The sequence below is a fragment of the Actinoplanes sp. NPDC048791 genome (assembly GCF_040650095.1).
Taxonomy (GTDB): Bacteria; Actinomycetota; Actinomycetes; order Mycobacteriales; family Micromonosporaceae; genus Actinoplanes.
Map to the genome: position 1 here is coordinate 1 of NZ_JBEZGQ010000082.1, position 16,139 is coordinate 16,139.

Consider the following 16,139-nt stretch of genomic DNA (forward strand, 5'->3'; position numbering starts at 1 on the left):
CAGGACGCGGCCCCATTCCTCGCGGAAGACCTCGTCGAGCATCGTTACCAGTACACCTGCGAGGGCCGGATCTCGACCGCGCCGCCGTAGCGGGCCGCCGGGACGCGGGCGGCCACCTCGATGGCCGCGTCGAGGTTTTCGGCCTCGAGAATGAACAGGCCGCCGACGGACTCCTTCATCCCGACGAACGGGCCGTCGGTCGTCAGCGTCTTGCCGCCTTCGACCCGTACGGTGGTCGCGTTCTCGGGCAGTCCCATCGGTGGCATGGGGGTGACGCCGGGGGTCTCGTTGATCCCCTGGTAGTCGGCGTAGACCTGCTTGCGGTCCTCCTCGGGGAGCGCGTTCTGCCGTTCGATCGCCGGGCCTTGATAGATCAACATGATGTACTTCATCGTCACTCCTCGGTCGGTGTCCGGAAACGGTCGGTGTCCGGAATCGTCGCAGTGAGACGAACGGCGAGCGGCCAAATCGACAGCTCCCTGAGCGAATTTCCTACAACGTGCTCACGAAGCTGTCCATGGCGGCGGTGACCTGGCGCAGCACGTCCACCGAGCGCACGGGGTCGCCGGCGGTCTCCATGCTGTGATCGGCGTCCTGGGCCTCGTACCAGGGCCGGCCGAAACTGCGGGCGATCTCCGGCTCCCACGACGGGTCGGCTGTACTGCCGACGAGCAGGAACGGCGCGGTGGCGCGACGCAGATCGGCCGGCACCGGCGAGTCACGCAGGATGGGAGTCAGCCAGACGCCGGGCAGACCGCGGTCCGCGGCCGTCGCCGCGGCGAACGCGCCCATGGACTTGCCGGCCAGGGCGACGGCCCGCGCGGACTCCTGGTCAAGGATCCGGCTGACGTGCGCGTTCACGAAGGACCTCAGCCGAGCGGACCAGCCCGGCAGATCCTGACCGTCCGGCTCGGGCGGGCTGTCCGGCCACCGGACCTCCCGGGCCGTCCAGCCGTGCTTCACGAACACCGCCCGGGCGAAGTGCAGCAGCGGCCGTTCAGCCGAGTAGCGCAGGCCGGGAAGCAGGAGGACGACTCTGTCGGGCATACGGGCGACCCTACGGCTTGACGGCGACGGCGCCGTACTCGTCGACCGCCCGCAGGTCCTCGGGCCCGGCATCGGGCGCCGGACGCCACTGCGAGCACGGGACGAGGCCCGGCTCGACGACGGTCAGCCCGGTCAGGAAGCGGGCGAGCTGGTCGGGGTGGCGCAGGTGGTACGCCAGCGGCGCGTTGGCGTTCCACACGTCGATCGCCGCGGAGAAGGCGGGACCGTCGATGACGTCGGTGCCGTCGGCGGTCACCAGGTAACTGCCCGAGGGCAGGGCGGCCATCAGCTGCCCGACGATGCCGGCCGCCTCGTCCAGGTCGCCGACGTGGCCGAGGATGTTCATCAGGATCAGGCCGGTCGGCCGGGACAGGTCCAGGGTCGTCCGCCCGGCCGCCCGCAGGATGCCGGCCGGGTCCTTCAGGTCGGCGTCGAGGTATTCGGTGGCGCCCTGCGGCGTGCCGGTCAGCAGCCTCCGGGCGTGGGTCAGCACCAGGGGATCGTTGTCGACGTACACGATCCGGGACTCCGGCGCGGCGGCCTGGGCCACCTGATGGGTGTTCTCGGCGGTCGGCATGCCCGTGCCGATGTCGAGGAACTGGCGGATGCCGGCCTCGGTGGCCAGGAAGGTGACGGCCCGCTTCAGGAAGGCCCGCGACGACCGGGCCACGAGCGTGATGTCCGGGTACAGCTGCGCGAACTGGTCACCGACCGTGCGATCGGGCTCGAAGTTGTCCTGGCCGCCCAGCCAGTAGTTCCAGACCCGGGCGGAGTGCGGGACGGCATCGGTCATCGTCAGCTCCGGGAGTCGGCGGATGAGCAAGCCCCGAGCCTAGCCCTCGGCGATCGCGCTGATCGTCCCTCGCGCTGCCCGGCCGGCCGCCGGGTCAGCGGGCGAGCCAGGCCAGGGCGGCCACGACCAGTGCCTGGGTCCCGGTGTCCAGAGTGGGCTGGAGAACAGGTACGAAAAGCGGCGAGTGGTTGACCGGAATGTCCGGCGCGATCCGGCCTGCCCGCTCCGCGCGACGGTACGCATCGACGTCGACCCCGCCGACGCACCAGTAGGTGTAGGGCACGCCCAGCGCGCGGGGGATGTCACTGAAGTCCTCACTCGCGGACTGTTGCGGAACCGTCCCCGCGCGGTCGGCGAAGAACTCCGCGAACGCCGAAGCGACCCGCTCGGTGGTCGCCGGGTCGTTGTCGGTGAGGGGGAAACTGTCGTAGATCTCGAACTCGGGCTCACGCGGCGATCCGGAGGCCTGGCACTCGGCGGTCACGATCCGCCTGATCGCCGCCATCATCGCGGCGCGGGTGTCCGCACTGTAGGTGCGGAGATTGAGCAGCAACCGGGCGGAGTCGGGGATGACGTTGCTCCGGGTGCCGGCCTGGATGCTGCCGACGGTGAGCACCGCCGTCTCGGTGGGCGGCACCTCGCGGGCCACGACGGTCTGCAGCCGGACCACGATCATCGCGGCCAGCACCACCGGATCGACCGCCGCCTGCGGCATCGAGCCGTGCGCGCCGCGGCCGTGGACCGTCACCCGGATGCTGTCCGCCGCGGACAGCACCGGGCCGGCGTGCGTGCCGACCGAACCGGCGGGCAGAGCCATGACGTGCTGGGCGAGCGCCACGTCGACCCCCGCGACGATGCCGGCCAGGCCGTCGTCGACCATGCCGCGGGCTCCGTCGCCGGCCTCCTCCGCCGGTTGGAACAGCACGACCAGGGTGCCCCGCCAGGCGCCGGGGCTGCCCGCGAAGAGCCGGGCGGCGCCGAGCAGACACGCCACGTGGACGTCGTGACCGCAGGCGTGCATCACCGGAACCTCGGCCCCCGTGCTGTCGGTGCCGGTCGCCGTGCTCGCATAGGACACTCCGGTCTGTTCCCGTACCGGTAGTGCGTCCATGTCCGCCCGGAGCAGCACCGTGGAACCCGTGCCGTTGTGCAGCACGCCCACCACCCCGGTGCCGCCCACGCCGGTGTGCGTCTGGAACCCGTCCCGGCGGAGATGCTCAGCGACCGTGGCCGCGGTCCGGTGCTCCTGATGCGACAACTCGGGGTGCTGGTGCAGGGAGCGATAGAGCTCCTCCTGCTCCGCGCGCAGGTCCGTCAGGCCGGCCAGCACCGCCGACGCGGCCGCTGAGATGGTCATCGTGCCTCCTCGCGACGGCTGGACATCCGCGACGTGCTGCCCGGCACGCGCCTGGGCCGGCGACGGCAAGCCGCAGGCGTGCCAAGAGCTGAGCTACTTGTCCCGTGCGTCGTGCTCGGCGCGAGCCTTCTCGACGAGCTCCAGGTTGGCCTCGCCCCAGTCCAGCATGGGCGTGACGGCCGCGAGGAAACTCGTGCCGAGCGGAGTGAGTGCGTAGCTGATGTTGGGCGGCATGACGTTGTGCACGGTGCGCAGCAGGATGCCGTCACGTTCCAGGTTGCGCAGCGTCACGGTGAGCATCCGCTGGCTGATCCCGTCGATGCGCCGCCTGAGCTCGGTGAAGCGCAGCGGCCCGGCGCCGAGGGTGGACACGAGCACGAGGGACCACTTGTCCTCGATGATGGGCCGGCATCCGGCCCGTTTCGGCCCGCCGTCGGTAGCGCTCATGACCACCCCCTGTCCGATTCTGAGCGTACCGGCCGGCCGGTACGCCGGTCAGGCGAGCTTCAGCAGCAGCTCGGAGAGCTCGACGGGCATCGTGATCATGCAGTCGTGACCGGTGGGCAGCTCCCACACCTGCGCCGGCGTGCCGTTCGGCTGCACCTCGGGCAGCGGCCGCACGCCCGGTGGCGCTCCGGCCGTGCACCGGATGTAGGTGCGCGCGATCCTGGCCGCGGCGGGGTTGCCCAGCCGGACGGGCTGCTGGAAGCAGAGCACCGACTCGTCCGACAGCAGCGTGCGTAGCCAGGCCAGATCCGCGGGGTCGGTGACGCCGAAGAGGCCGGCGGATGGCATCTCCGGAAGCGGCGGGATGCGCCACGGGGTCCCGGTCCGTGCGGCCTGGTCGATCAGGAACCGGGTCATGGGTACGACGTCGATCGCGTTCTCACCGTCCGCCGGAATCATGGCGTCGACGTGGACCAGATGGGCGATCCGGTCCGGCAATTGGTTGGCCACCGACGAGATGACCAGGCCGGCGTAGCTGTGCCCGACGAGCACCACGTCGGTCAGGTCTTCGTCGGTGATCAGCCGGACGATGTCCTCGACGTGGGTGTCGAGGCCGACGTCGGGGCCGAGCAGATGGGCGCGGTCGCCGTGACCGGTCAGCGAAGGCGCGAGAACGCGGTGCCCGGCCATGGTCAGGAGCGGGACGACCCGCTGCCAGCTTTCGCCGCTGTGCCAGGCGCCGTGGACCAGAAGATACGTGGACATGCTCCCCAGGGTCCGGAACCGTTGCCCAGCAGGCAATACGGCACATTGCTGTGCCCCGGTTCCCTCGGGGTAACCAGGTCAGGCCGGTGGCGCCGCGGTGGACCGCCGGGTCACCAGGCTGGGGGAGAGCTTCACCTGCGCCGTCGGCCGGGTCCGGTCGGTGATGCGGTCCAGCAGCAGCCGGGCGGCGTTGACGCCCATCTGGTGCCCCGCCTGGTCGACGCTGGTCAGTGAGATCGGCCCGAACGCGGCGAAGGTCGTGTTGTCGTACCCGGCCAGCGAGATGTCGTGCGGCGTGGTGAGACCGTCCTCGGTGAGGGCGTCCAGCACTCCCATGGCCACGATGTCCGCTCCGGCGAAGATGGCCGTGGGCCGGCGGGGGCCGGCCAGCAGCCGGCGGGCGCCGAGGTAGCCGCCCTCCTGGGTGTACGTGGTGGACACGACGTCGATCCCGTCAGCCAGTCCGTGGGCGTTCATCGCGTGGCGGTAGCCGTCGGCGCGCTGGGCGTTGGGCATCTCGACCAGGCGTACCGGATCTTTCTCGAGGTGTTCGATGTGCGCGATGTGGCGGTGCCCGAGCTCGGCCAGGTGGGCGACGACCAGGCCGGCGCCGGCGAAGTCGTCGTCGGTGACCGTGTCGTAGTCGGGGGAGTGGCCGTGGCGGCCGATCACGACCGTCGGCACCGTCCGGGCGACGGCCTGCAGGCGCTTGCGCGCGGAGATCGGCGCGATCAGGATGACGCCGTCCATGCTGCGGTCGATCATGGACTCCATGACGCGGGCCTCGCCGGCCTCGTCGTTGCAGCACTGGGCCATGAAGAACTGGTAGTCGGTGCCGTCGAGGTGTTCGGTCACGCCGTCCAGCACGTCGGCGAAGAACGGATTGCGGATCTCCGGCAGCATCACGCCGATGGTGTACGTCTGACCGCGCAGTCCCCGGGCCGCGGCTGACGGCCGGTAGCCCAGCTCCTCGATGGCCGACCGGACCTTCGTCTGCATCTGCGGGCTGGCGCCGTACGCGTTGCGCAGCACCTTGGACACCGCCGTGGTGGACACGCCGGCGTGCCGGGCCACGTCGATGATCGTGACGCGGCGCGCGGGGTTCGGCTGTCTCGGCACGGAAAGCTCCTTGACTGGGGCAACGTTGCCCACCCTAGATCACCAGGCCGGAGCAGGGAACCCTTGACGTGTCCGGCACCGGATCGTAGTGTCGGCGAAACATTTGGAGAACGTTACCCACGCCACTCCGGTCGCCTGGCCGGCGGCGGCTCCGCCCCCTCCCCGTTCGTGCTCGCCCGCTCGGCGGCGCTATTCATGAAACGATTCAAGGTAAGTGGGCCCCCGTGACACTTGATCTCGAAGTCCGGCCACCCGGCCAGGCCACCCCGGCGCCGCGGGCAGCGCGGCGGCGGATCGCCCCGCCCTGGTGGTTCATGCTGCCGGCGCTGGTGCTGTTCACCTTCGTCGTGCTCGTGCCCAGCGCCCGTGGCGTCTACTACGCCTTCACCGACTGGGACGGCCTCGACCCCGACTTCGCCCTGGTCGGCCTGCGCAACTTCGCCGACCTGGCCGGCGACGCCGACGCGCTGCAGGCGGTGTGGCACACCCTGCTCATTGCCGTGGCCATCACGGTCATCCAGAACGGCATCGGCCTGCTGCTCGCTCTGGGCGTGAACAGCATGATCAAGACCCGCAATGTCCTGCGGGTGCTGCTGTTCGCCCCGGCGGTCATCACGCCCATCGTGACCGCCTATCTGTGGCGCAACCTGCTCGGCCCGGACGGCGCCGTCAACAGCGTGCTCGGCGCGGTCGGGCTCGGCTCCTGGCGCCAGGACTGGCTGGGCGACCCCGACCTGGCGCTTTGGATGATCGTGCTCGTCGTGGTCTGGCAGTTCGCCGGCTACTCGATGGTCATCTTCCTGGCCGGGTTGCAGTCCATCCCGCGCGAGATCTACGAGGCCGCGGCGATCGACGGCACCGGCGCGGTCCGGCGCTTCTGGTCGATCGTGCGGCCGCTGCTGGCGCCGGCCATCACGATCAACCTGATGCTGTCGATCATCGGCGGGATCAAGCTCTTCGACCAGGTGTACGCGCTCACCGGCGGCGGCCCCGGCCACGCCACGGACACCATCTCGACGCTGATCTACAAGGACGCCTTCACCCTCGGCGAGTTCGGCTACAGCGTCGCCCTCGCCGTCGTGCTGACGGTCATCGTCGCGATCGTCTCCGCCGGGCAGTACGCCGTGCTCTCCCGCAACGAGAGGGCCGCCTCATGAACCGCTACACCAGGCGCACCCTCGGCCTGGAGGCGCTCATGATCGCGGTCGGCATCGTCTTCGCCTTCCCGGTCTATGTCCTGGTCAATCTGGCCGTCCGCCCGGCCTCGGACACCTCGTCGCCGATCCGCCCGACCGCCGCACCGACGCTGGGCAACTTCACCGAGGCCTGGCAGTCGGCCGGCCTCGGCGGCGCCCTTGTCAACAGCGTGCTGGTCACCGCGGCCAGCGTGCTCATCGTGCTGGCGGTGTCGGCTCTGGCCGCGTACCCGCTCGCCCGGTCGACCGCCCGCTGGTCCCGCGGCACCTACCTGCTGATCATGCTGGGCCTGATCCTGCCGTTCCAGCTCGCCTCGCTGCCGCTCTACCAGACCGTGCGGGACCTGGGCCTGCTCGGCTCGGTGTGGTCGCTGATCCTGTTCTACTCCGGCCTGCAGGTGCCGTTCACGACCTTCCTGTACGCCGGGTTCCTGCGCGCCCTGCCGGCCGACTTCGAGGACGCGGCGTCGATCGACGGCGCCACGCCGCTGGAGACGTTCCGCTACGTCGTCTTCCCGATGCTCAAGCCCATCACGGTCACCGCCCTGGTGCTGAACGCGGTCGCGGTCTGGAACGACTTCTTCACCCCGCTGCTGTACCTGAGCGGCAGCGACCAGCAGACCATGCCGGTGGCCATCGCCGGCTTCGTCGGGCAGTACGTCTCCGACTGGAACCTCATCTTCGCCGCCCTGCTGATCAGCATCGTTCCGGTGCTCGCGGTCTACCTCGCCCTGCAACGCAGCATCATCAACGGCTTCGCCGGAGGGCTGAAGGGATGACACCCAGCGGCGCTCCCGTCCCGGCCGGACCGTCCGGCCGTTCCACCTTCACCGCCACCTCTTATTGATCTCCAACGTGGGAGCGATCATGAAGACCCGTAGATTCGCCGCAGTCGTCTCCGCCCTGACGGCGGTCACCCTGGCCGCGGCGTGCAGCAGCGGCACCGAAGCCAACTCCGGCGGCGGTGACGCCAAGGTGCTCACCCTCGCCTCGGTCGACCAGGGCTCCATCGAGGACGTCGTCAAGGCGTTCGAGGCGGCCAACCCCGGCGTCAAGGTCACCCTGACCACCGCCGGCGCCGACCAGTACCAGCAGCAGATCCGTACGCAGCTGTCCTCCGGCACCGGGCCGGACGTGATGACGGTCTGGCCCGGCAACGGCAACCCGGGTGCCACGTACGTCCTGGCCAAGCCCGGCTACCTGCTGGACCTGTCCGACCAGCCGTGGGCGTCGCAGCTGCCGCCGGCCTTCCAGAAGGTCGCCCAGTACGAGGGCAAGACCTACAACGCGCTGTTCGGCCTCAACGGCATCGGTGCCGTCTACAACGACCAGGCCCTGAAGAAGGCCGGCCTGACCGCGCCGGGCACCTGGACCGACCTGCTCACCTTCTGCCGCGCCGCCACCGCCAAGGGCACACCCGCGTTCGCTCTCGGCATCCAGGACAACTGGGTCACCCAGCTGGTGCTGTACGCGTTGGCCGCCGACGTCGTCTTCGGCGCCGACAAGGACTTCGACACCAAGATGCAGAACGGGCAGGCCACCTTCGCCGGCTCGCAGTGGACCACCGCGATGGCCAAGTACCAGGAGATGAGCAAGGCCGGCTGCTTCCAGAAGAACCCGCTGGGCACCAGCTACGAGGCCAGCCAGACCCTGGCCGCGACCGGCAGGACCCTCGGCGTGGTCCAGGGCAACTGGATCATCGGCCTGCTCAAGCAGAAGAACCCGAGCGGCACCTTCACCATGAAGCCGCTGCCGGCCACCGACGACCCGGCCACGTTCCTGATGCCGGCCGCCGCGGGCGCGGGCTACGGCGTCAATGCCAAGGCCAAGAACAAGGACCTGGCGCTGAAGTTCGTCTCGTACGTGATGTCACCGGCCGGCATGAAGGTGTTCAACGAGAAGCAGGGCAGCCTGCCGACCCTGCAGAACGCCGGCACCGAGGTCGACCCGGGCCTGACCGAGCTGAGCACCTTCGTCAAGGACAACCGCACGGTGCCGTTCATGGACCAGCTGTGGCCCAACGCCAAGGTGCAGCAGACCATGCTCAGCGGCCTGCAGGAGGTCTTCAGCAACCAGGCCACCGCCGACGAGGTCCTCAAGGACATGGACGCCGAGTACAAGAAGGGCGAGTGACCCGCTGATGTCCCCGATCAGAAAACCGGCGATCCTGATGACCACAGCGCTTCTGCTCACCCTCGGCGCCGCGGTGCCGGCGCAGGCCACCGGGCGGTCCTCCGGCGATGTGCGGGTGGTGCGGCTCAGTGTCGACGGCCGCTACGACTCGCCCGTGGGGCTCGGCAACGTGCGGCCCACGCTGGCCTGGCAGATGGTGCAGACCGGACCGTGCCGGCGCGCTGTCTGCCCCGGTGACCGGCAGACCGCGTACGAGGTGCAGGCCGCCGCCACCGTGGCCGAGCTGCGCGCCGGGCGGCTGATCTGGCGTACCGGCCGGGTGTCCGGTGACCGCCAGCAGGTGCGGTTCGGTGGTGACCTCGGCTCCCGGGACACCGTCGCCTGGCGCGTACGCGTCTGGGACGCCGACCGCAACCCGTCCGCCTGGTCCGCGCCCGCGCGCTGGAGCATGGGTCTGCTCGACCCGCGCGACTGGGGCGCGGCCCGCTGGATCGACCATCCGGACCGGGCCGAGAACCAGCCGATGCCGATCTTCGCCCGCCCGTTCCAGATCCCGCGGAGCAAGCGGGTCGCCGACGCGCGGCTCTACCTGTCCGGGGTGGGCCTGCACCACGCCACCGTCAACGGCCGGGAGATCACCGACGAGGTGCTGGCGCCCGGCAACTCCAACTATCAGCTGTCCAGCGAGTACCGCACCTACGACCTGACCGGGGCGGTGCGGGCCGGCGCCAATGTGCTCGGTGTCGAGCTCGGCAACGGTCCGGCCTACGTGCGCCGCAGTGTCACCAATCCGGGTGTCGGGCGGACCGCCCCGTACTCGTGGTGGCAGAGCCAGCTCAAGGGCAACGGCACTCTCGCCGCGGACGCCCCGGCCGGCGCCACGACGGTCACGGTCAGCGACGTCGCGGGTTACCACGTCGGCGGCACCGTCAACGTCGACACCGGCGGGGGAGGGGACCGGCTGGAGTCGCGGGTCATCACCGCGATCGGCACGGCCGGCATCACCTTCACGCCGGCTCTCACCCTCGGCCACGCGGCCGGCGCCAAGGTGACCGGCTCCGGCAACAACATCGCCGCCAGTGACGCCAGTGCCGGGGCCGCCGTCACGCCGCGGCTGATCGGCCGGCTGGAGATCACCTACCGGGACGGCAGCACCGACACGATCGTGACCGACCGGTCCTGGCGGGCGGCGCTCGGCCCGCTGGTCACCGACGCCTGGTATTCCGGCTCGGACTACGACGCCCGCCGCGAGCAGCCCGGCTGGAACTTGCCGGGCGCCGACCTCGGCCCGTCGGCCACCCGCCGCGACGGCACCCCGACCGGCTGGCTCAGTGCCGGCCTGGCGCCGCCGCCCAACCTGGCCACGAAGCTGGTCGCCCGCGCCGCCGAGCCGGTCACCGTGCAGGAGGAGTTCGAGCCGGTGTCGGTCACCAACCCGGCCCCCGGCACCTGGGTGTTCGACCTCGGCCAGAACATCGTCGGCTGGCCGCGGCTGAACCTCGCTCGCGTACCGGCCGGCACCACGGTGAAGATGGCCCCGGCCGAGTCGCTCAACGCCGACGGCACCGTCGATCAGGCCTCGCTCATGGGTGGCGGCGGCTCGCGCGGCACCGATCTGTTCAACACTTACACCGCGGCCGGCGCCCGTACCGGTGAGAAGTGGCATCCGAATTTCAACTACTTCGGCATGCAGTGGGTCCAGGTCACCGGTCTGCCGGCCGGCTACACGCCGGGCAAGGACCTGATCACCGGCGTACGCCTGCAGGCCGACACGCCGGTCGCGGGCACCTTCAGCTCGTCGAACGCCCGGGTCAACCGCATCCACACCATGGCGCGGTACTCGTTCGCGGCCAACATCATGTCGGTCTTCACCGACTGCCCCGGCCGCGAGAAGCTGTCGTACCCGGCGGACTACACCATGCCGATGGGCGCCATCCACCGCGACTTCCAGCTCAACGCGTTCCTGCGCACCACCATGCGGCACCTGGTCGAGGGTCAGTCGCTGGCCGACACCCCGATGGCCGGCAACGTCGCGCTCAAGACGCCGGTCTACGACTGGGGCTACACCGGACGCTTCGGCGACGAGATCAACTGGGGCAACGCCATCGTGCTGGTCCCCACCATCGTCAACCAGCTGTACGGCGACACCGACCTGATGAACGCGTCCTACGACCGCATGGTCCGCTTCGTGGACTACCTCCAGCGCCAGAAGGTGGACGGCTTCATCGTCGACGCGGCGCTGGGCGACTGGGTCGGCGACGAACCGACCTCCGGGCGGATCACCGGCACCTGGGGGTACTACCTCACCATCCAGGCGATGGCCCGGATGGCCACCCTGACCGGGCACACCACGGACGCCGCCCGCTACGCGGCCCTGGCGGAGCAGATCAAAACCGCCTTCCACCAGGCCTTCTTCAACGAGGCGCTGGGCCGCTACACCACCAACGGCAACAACGGTACGGACGGAGCCTCGCAGACCGCGCAGGCGCTGGCCCTCGACGCGGGCCTCGTCCCGGCCGACAGTCGCGGCAAGGTCCTGAACGCGCTCGTCGAGCTCGTGTACGCGTACCACCCCAACGGCACGGGACCGCACCTCAGCGGCGGCACCATCGGCATGGGACCGATCGTCCGGGCGCTCATGAACGGCGACCGCGACGACGTCCTCTGGGAGGTGCTGCAGCAGGACGACCAGCCCAGTTACGGCTACTTCATGGCCTCCACACCGGCCAACCCGGGTGGCATGACCACGATCGGCGAACGCTGGAACCGCGGCGACTCCAAGAACCACATGATCCTGGCCCAGATCGAGGAGTGGTTCCACGCCGGCGTCGCCGGCATCCGGGCCGGCAGTGCCGCGTACGGCAGCCTGGTCTTCCAGCCCAAGCCCGTGGGCGACCTGACCAGGGCGAGCGGCTCCTACGAGACGCCACAGGGCACTGCCCGCAGCAGCTGGGTCAAGAAGAACGGCCGGTTGTCCCTGGCCGTCACCGTGCCCGCCAACACCCGGGCCGAGGTGTGGGTCCCGGCGAACAACCGGCGGGACGTCGTCGCCTCCGGCCGCGCCGCGTTCCAGCGCATCGACGGTGCGTACGCCGTCTACGCCGTACCGGCCGGGCCGCACACCTTCACCACCCGCTGAGGAGAAACCGATGAATACGAGAATGACCCGCCGGACGCTCCTCGGCAGCTCGCTGGCCGTGGCCGCGGGCCTGAGCACTGCACTGCCGGCCCAAGCCCACGGCGGCCGGAAGACCGACGAGGCGGCAACCCGCTACGGCAAGGTACGCGGCCGGCGCGAGGACGGCATCGTCAAGTTCCTCGGCGTGCCCTACGCCACCCCGCCGCTCGGTGAGCTGCGCTTCAAGGCCCCGCGGCCGCCCCGGCACTGGTCCGGTGTGCGCGACGCGGTGAGCTTCCCCCGCCCGGCGTTCCAGGTGGCGGGCGCCGAGATGGGCCCGGACGGCAACGGCCGGATGCCGGCCCCCGCCGAGGACTGCCTCTACCTCAACATCTGGACCCCGGCCGCCGATCGCCGCCGCCGGCCGGTGATGTTCTACAACCACGGCGGCGGCTACATGATCGGCTCCGGCTCGGCCACCGGTCAGGACGGAACCCGCCTGGCGCAGCTCCACGACGTGGTGGTGGTCGAGTCCAACCACCGGCTGGGCCTGCTCGGCTACCTGTTCCTGGGCGACCTCGCCGGCGCCGACTACGCCGCCAACCAGGGCATGCTGGACATCCTCGCGGCGCTGCGCTGGACCAGCGACAACATCGGCAACTTCGGCGGCGACCCGGACAACATCATGGTCTGGGGCGAGAGCGGCGGCGGCGCCAAGACCGCAGCCGTCTACACGATGCCCCGGGCCGCCCGGCTGTTCCACAAGGCCTCGATCGAGAGCGCCGCACCGCTGCGCTTCCCGACGCGTGACGGTGCCACCGCCCGGGCCGGGCGCACGCTGGAACTGCTCGGTCTGACCAGGGCGGACATTCCCCGGCTGCACAGCATCCCCGCCGCGAGACTCCTGGAGATCCAGCAGTCCGAGGCCGCGAACGGGGTCGCGCCCTGGGGCGACCCGGATCCGCTGCCCGGTTTCGGCGCCTTCGTCGACGGCCACGTCATCCCGCGCCACCCGTTCGCCGACGGTGTGGCACCCTTCTCCGCCGGCAAGCCGCTGATGGTCGGCACCTGCCGCGACGAGACGGTGTTCTTCAGCCTCTTCGGGCCACCCGACATCTTCAGCATCGACGAGGCCGGCCTGCGCGGCAGATTGGCCGGCACCTACCCGGGCGCCGAGCTCGACCGGATCATCGCGACGTTCCGCCGGTCGCGGCCCACCGCGACCCCGGCCCAGCTGTACTTCGCGATCACCACGTCGCCCATCTGGCGCGACGCCATCACGATCGCGGAGGCCAAGGCGGCCCAGCACGCCGCGCCGGTGTACATGTACCAGCTGGCGTACCCGGACCCGACGCTGGTGCCGGGCACGAACTTCCCGCTGGGCTCGCCGCACGCCTCCGACATCAACCTCAAGTTCGACACCCTCGCCGGGGACCGGCCGCCGGGACAGCGGGCGACCGCACGCCACATGAGCGGGCTGTGGGCCGGCTTCGCGCGTTACGGGCGGCCGGTCGCGCCGGGTGTGCCGCGCTGGCCCGCGTACACGCGCACAGAGCGCGCCACGATGTGGCTCGACGCCGAATGCCGGATCGTCAACGACCCGGATCGGGAAGAGCGGCTGTACTGGCGCGATCGGGCTTAGATCGGGCCGGCTGCGCTAGCGTCGGGTGATGCGGATCCGGGTGCGCGGCAGGCAGGCCGGCCGGCGCACCGATCTGCTGCTCGGTCTGCTGCTCGGGGCCGGTGTCCTGACCGGGCTCGGCGCCAACACGATCGGCGTCAACTGGTGGCTGGACCTCATCCAACTGCACGCCGCCGGTGCGCTGGCCATCCTGCTGGTGACGCCGTGGAAGTACGTGGTGATCCGCCGTGGCCTGCGCCGGCCGCGGCGGGCCACGGCGGTCAAGGCGCTGTCGCTCACCCTGGCCGCGCTCGTGGTCATCACGATCGCCAGCGGCCTCGTCCACTCGACCGGGCACCTGGAACGGGTCGGTCCGCTCACCCTGATGCAGATCCACGTCGGCGCGGCGGTGGGCGCGCTGGCCGCGGTGGTCGCGCACTTCCTGCTGCACGCGGTACGGCCCCGGCGCGCCGACGCGGACCGGCGGGCGATGCTGGGGCTGCTGGCCCTGGGTGCGGGCGCCGCCGTGGCCACCGCCGCCTGGGACACCGGCCCGGCGACCGCCCGGCGGTTCACCGGCTCGGTGCCGAAGGACGAGCTGCTCTTCACCTCCTGGCTGAACGACGGTATCCAGCGCGTCGACCGGGACGGGTGGACGCTGCGCGTCGGCTCCGCGGCCTTCGACCTGGACGCCGTGACCGACCTGCCGCACGAACGGTTCACCGCGGTCCTGGACTGCACGAGCGGCTGGTTCAGCAGCCAGGAGTGGGACGGCGTACGGCTGAGCGCCCTGCTCACCGCGGCCGGAGTCGCCCGGGGCGAGTGGCGCAGTGTGGAGGTGCGGTCGGTGACCGGCTACGCCCGCTGGTTCGGGGCGTCGACGCTGGACGACGTGTGGCTCGTGACGGCTGTCGGGGGCCGGAGCCTGCCGTACGGCAGTGGTTATCCCGCGCGGATCGTCGCTCCCGGGCGGCGCGGCTTCTGGTGGGTGAAGTGGGTGACGTCGATCCAGCCGTCGGCCCGGCCGGCCTGGGCCCAGTCGATCTTCCCGCTGAGCTGACCGCGCTCCGGCCGATCGGGTCGGCAGGCCGACATCGGCAGTGACAGCCGGACCGGATCATGGCAGCCTGGCCGTGATGAGGCCGGTCACGCGGTTCGCCGCCACGCCCGCGGGCCGCGTCGCCTACTCGGTGACGGGCAGCGGGCCGCCGGTGCTGTGCTCGCTCGGCTGGGTGTCGCATCTCGGCGTGCTGGACGAGAGCGCCGATCACCGCCGCTTCGTCGAGCTGCTCGCCCGGGAGCACACCGTCATCCGGTACGACAAGCTCGGGTGCGGCCTGTCCGACCGGGCCCGGACCGAGTTCACCATGGAGTCCGAGCTGACGGCGCTGGACGCGCTGGTCGAGCACCTCGGGCTCAAGCACTTCGCCCTCTTCGGTTCCTGCGAGGGCGGCCAGGTCGCGGCCGCGTACGCGGTACGGCGCCCGGAGGTCCTGACGTCGCTGATCCTGTACGGCAGCTGCGCCCGGGGCGCCGACCTCGCCCCGGCCGAGATCCAGCAGTCCCTGCTGGCCCTGGTCCGCGCGCACTGGGGGCTGGGTTCGCGGGTGCTCGCCGACATCTGGTTACCGGACGCCCCGGCCGAGCTGACCGCGATGTTCGCCCAGCTGCAACGGGCCGCCGCGACCGCCGACACAGCCGCCTCGCTGCTGGAGATGTTCTACCGGTTCGACGTCGCCGCGCTGCTGCCGATGGTCCGCGTGCCCACGCTCGTGGCGCACCGCCGGGGCAGCCGGGCGGTGCGGTTCGAGTTGGGGCGGGAGCTGGCCGCGCTGATCCCGGGGGCGCAACTGGCCGCGTTCGAGGGCCGGATGCAACCCATCTACGCCGAAGGTGCGGACACCGCCGCGGCGACCCTGCTGTCGTTCCTGCGGGACCAGCGCGGATCTGGGGGACCGAAGGTCGGGGGCGGCCCGCTCACCGCCCGGGAGCTCCAGGTCGCCGATCTGATCGCCGACGGGCTCACCAACGCCGAGATCGCCCGTACGTTGGGCGTGTCGGTCCGGACCGTGGACGCGCACGTCGACCACGTCCGCACCAAGCTCGGCGTCCGGGCCCGGAGCCAGATCGCCGTGTGGGCCCGGCTGACGCCGGCTAGGTAGTTCACCCGATGAGCGGGGCGGGGACGCCGTCGCTGTCTCCGTAGGACGACCGATTCAGCCGCCCGGCCCGGCCCCTAGCGTCGAGGCATGCCTGACGAAGAGATCACCATCGAACCTGCCTTCGAGGGGCCGCCCTCGTCCGGCCACGGCGGCTACACCTGCGGGCGGCTCGCGGCGTACGTCCCGGCCGACGCCGAGATCACCCTGCGGGCGCCGGTGCCGCTCGGGACCGCGTTGCGGGTCGTGCCGGCCGAGGACGGTGTGGCGCTGCACGCCGGGACGACGGTCGTCGCCGAGGGGGCGTCGACGCGGTTGGCCCCTGGTGCGCCGGAACCCCCGTCGTTCGCCGTGGGGCGCGGGGCCCCCCCGTCCTGAGCGGGG

At 71.1% G+C, this 16,139-nt stretch carries 15 protein-coding genes; 8 read left to right on the plus strand and 7 right to left on the minus strand.

What is annotated here, in order from left to right; all coding sequences use genetic code 11:
- Window positions 1-44 precede the first annotated feature (44 nt).
- The 7 genes from AB0C29_RS09235 to AB0C29_RS09265 all read right to left on the minus strand — a co-directional run bounded on the left by AB0C29_RS09235 (window position 45) and on the right by AB0C29_RS09265 (window position 5,528).
- Window positions 45-392 carry a YciI family protein gene (locus AB0C29_RS09235; RefSeq protein ID WP_360817484.1) on the minus strand — a complete coding sequence of 116 codons (348 nt, stop codon included), beginning with the start codon at window positions 390-392 and terminating at the stop codon, window positions 45-47.
- A 100-nt stretch (window positions 393-492) separates the two neighbouring features.
- Complete coding sequence (locus tag AB0C29_RS09240) at window positions 493-1,047, minus strand: alpha/beta hydrolase (protein ID WP_360817486.1); 555 nt, start codon at window positions 1,045-1,047, stop codon at window positions 493-495.
- Window positions 1,048-1,057: 10 nt separating this feature from the next.
- Window positions 1,058-1,840 carry an SAM-dependent methyltransferase gene (locus AB0C29_RS09245; protein ID WP_360817522.1) on the minus strand — a complete coding sequence of 261 codons (783 nt, stop codon included), beginning with the start codon at window positions 1,838-1,840 and terminating at the stop codon, window positions 1,058-1,060.
- Between the two features lie 94 nt (window positions 1,841-1,934).
- Window positions 1,935-3,197, minus strand: coding sequence for an amidohydrolase (locus AB0C29_RS09250; RefSeq protein ID WP_360817489.1), 1,263 nt, complete (start codon window positions 3,195-3,197; stop codon window positions 1,935-1,937).
- 93 nt (window positions 3,198-3,290) lie between these two features.
- Complete coding sequence (locus tag AB0C29_RS09255; RefSeq protein WP_360817492.1) at window positions 3,291-3,644, minus strand: helix-turn-helix domain-containing protein; 354 nt, start codon at window positions 3,642-3,644, stop codon at window positions 3,291-3,293.
- 48 nt (window positions 3,645-3,692) lie between these two features.
- On the minus strand, window positions 3,693-4,409 hold the full coding sequence (locus AB0C29_RS09260; protein WP_360817495.1) for an alpha/beta fold hydrolase: 717 nt from the start codon (window positions 4,407-4,409) through the stop codon (window positions 3,693-3,695).
- Window positions 4,410-4,487: 78 nt separating this feature from the next.
- Entirely contained in the window at window positions 4,488-5,528 is a 1,041-nt protein-coding gene (locus AB0C29_RS09265) for a LacI family DNA-binding transcriptional regulator (RefSeq protein WP_360817497.1), read from the minus strand.
- A 224-nt stretch (window positions 5,529-5,752) separates the two neighbouring features.
- Here AB0C29_RS09265 and AB0C29_RS09270 point away from each other — a divergent pair, with 224 nt between their 5' ends.
- The 8 genes from AB0C29_RS09270 to AB0C29_RS09305 all read left to right on the plus strand — a co-directional run bounded on the left by AB0C29_RS09270 (window position 5,753) and on the right by AB0C29_RS09305 (window position 16,133).
- A complete protein-coding gene (locus tag AB0C29_RS09270) occupies window positions 5,753-6,685 on the plus strand; it encodes a sugar ABC transporter permease (RefSeq protein WP_360817500.1) in 933 nt (310 codons plus the stop codon).
- Entirely contained in the window at window positions 6,682-7,503 is an 822-nt protein-coding gene (locus tag AB0C29_RS09275; RefSeq protein ID WP_360817503.1) for a carbohydrate ABC transporter permease, read from the plus strand. Before AB0C29_RS09270 ends, AB0C29_RS09275 begins: the two co-directional genes overlap by 4 nt.
- Window positions 7,504-7,591: 88 nt before the next feature.
- Window positions 7,592-8,857, plus strand: coding sequence for an extracellular solute-binding protein (locus AB0C29_RS09280; RefSeq protein ID WP_360817506.1), 1,266 nt, complete (start codon window positions 7,592-7,594; stop codon window positions 8,855-8,857).
- 37 nt (window positions 8,858-8,894) lie between these two features.
- A complete protein-coding gene (locus AB0C29_RS09285) occupies window positions 8,895-11,996 on the plus strand; it encodes a family 78 glycoside hydrolase catalytic domain (protein WP_360817508.1) in 3,102 nt (1,033 codons plus the stop codon).
- Between the two features lie 10 nt (window positions 11,997-12,006).
- Window positions 12,007-13,617 carry a carboxylesterase family protein gene (locus tag AB0C29_RS09290; protein WP_360817511.1) on the plus strand — a complete coding sequence of 537 codons (1,611 nt, stop codon included), beginning with the start codon at window positions 12,007-12,009 and terminating at the stop codon, window positions 13,615-13,617.
- Between the two features lie 28 nt (window positions 13,618-13,645).
- On the plus strand, window positions 13,646-14,656 hold the full coding sequence (locus AB0C29_RS09295; protein ID WP_360817514.1) for a molybdopterin-dependent oxidoreductase: 1,011 nt from the start codon (window positions 13,646-13,648) through the stop codon (window positions 14,654-14,656).
- Between the two features lie 76 nt (window positions 14,657-14,732).
- Window positions 14,733-15,758, plus strand: a complete 1,026-nt coding sequence (locus AB0C29_RS09300) for an alpha/beta fold hydrolase (protein WP_360817516.1) — start codon at window positions 14,733-14,735, stop codon at window positions 15,756-15,758.
- Between the two features lie 87 nt (window positions 15,759-15,845).
- The gene (locus tag AB0C29_RS09305) at window positions 15,846-16,133 is read left to right on the plus strand and encodes a hypothetical protein (protein ID WP_360817519.1); all 288 of its coding nucleotides are present in this window, start codon (window positions 15,846-15,848) and stop codon (window positions 16,131-16,133) included.
- Window positions 16,134-16,139 lie beyond the last annotated feature (6 nt).

Coding starts and splice junctions, on each gene's coding strand:
- AB0C29_RS09260 (WP_360817495.1), bottom strand. CDS start 4,409: ATGTCCACGTATCTTCTGGTCCACGGCGCCTGGCACAGCGGCGAAAGC.
- AB0C29_RS09275 (WP_360817503.1), top strand. CDS start 6,682: ATGAACCGCTACACCAGGCGCACCCTCGGCCTGGAGGCGCTCATGATC.
- AB0C29_RS09245 (WP_360817522.1), bottom strand. CDS start 1,840: ATGACCGATGCCGTCCCGCACTCCGCCCGGGTCTGGAACTACTGGCTG.
- AB0C29_RS09280 (WP_360817506.1), top strand. CDS start 7,592: ATGAAGACCCGTAGATTCGCCGCAGTCGTCTCCGCCCTGACGGCGGTC.
- AB0C29_RS09295 (WP_360817514.1), top strand. CDS start 13,646: ATGCGGATCCGGGTGCGCGGCAGGCAGGCCGGCCGGCGCACCGATCTG.
- AB0C29_RS09235 (WP_360817484.1), bottom strand. CDS start 392: ATGAAGTACATCATGTTGATCTATCAAGGCCCGGCGATCGAACGGCAG.
- AB0C29_RS09305 (WP_360817519.1), top strand. CDS start 15,846: ATGCCTGACGAAGAGATCACCATCGAACCTGCCTTCGAGGGGCCGCCC.
- AB0C29_RS09255 (WP_360817492.1), bottom strand. CDS start 3,644: ATGAGCGCTACCGACGGCGGGCCGAAACGGGCCGGATGCCGGCCCATC.
- AB0C29_RS09300 (WP_360817516.1), top strand. CDS start 14,733: ATGAGGCCGGTCACGCGGTTCGCCGCCACGCCCGCGGGCCGCGTCGCC.
- AB0C29_RS09285 (WP_360817508.1), top strand. CDS start 8,895: ATGACCACAGCGCTTCTGCTCACCCTCGGCGCCGCGGTGCCGGCGCAG.
- AB0C29_RS09250 (WP_360817489.1), bottom strand. CDS start 3,197: ATGACCATCTCAGCGGCCGCGTCGGCGGTGCTGGCCGGCCTGACGGAC.
- AB0C29_RS09240 (WP_360817486.1), bottom strand. CDS start 1,047: ATGCCCGACAGAGTCGTCCTCCTGCTTCCCGGCCTGCGCTACTCGGCT.
- AB0C29_RS09290 (WP_360817511.1), top strand. CDS start 12,007: ATGAATACGAGAATGACCCGCCGGACGCTCCTCGGCAGCTCGCTGGCC.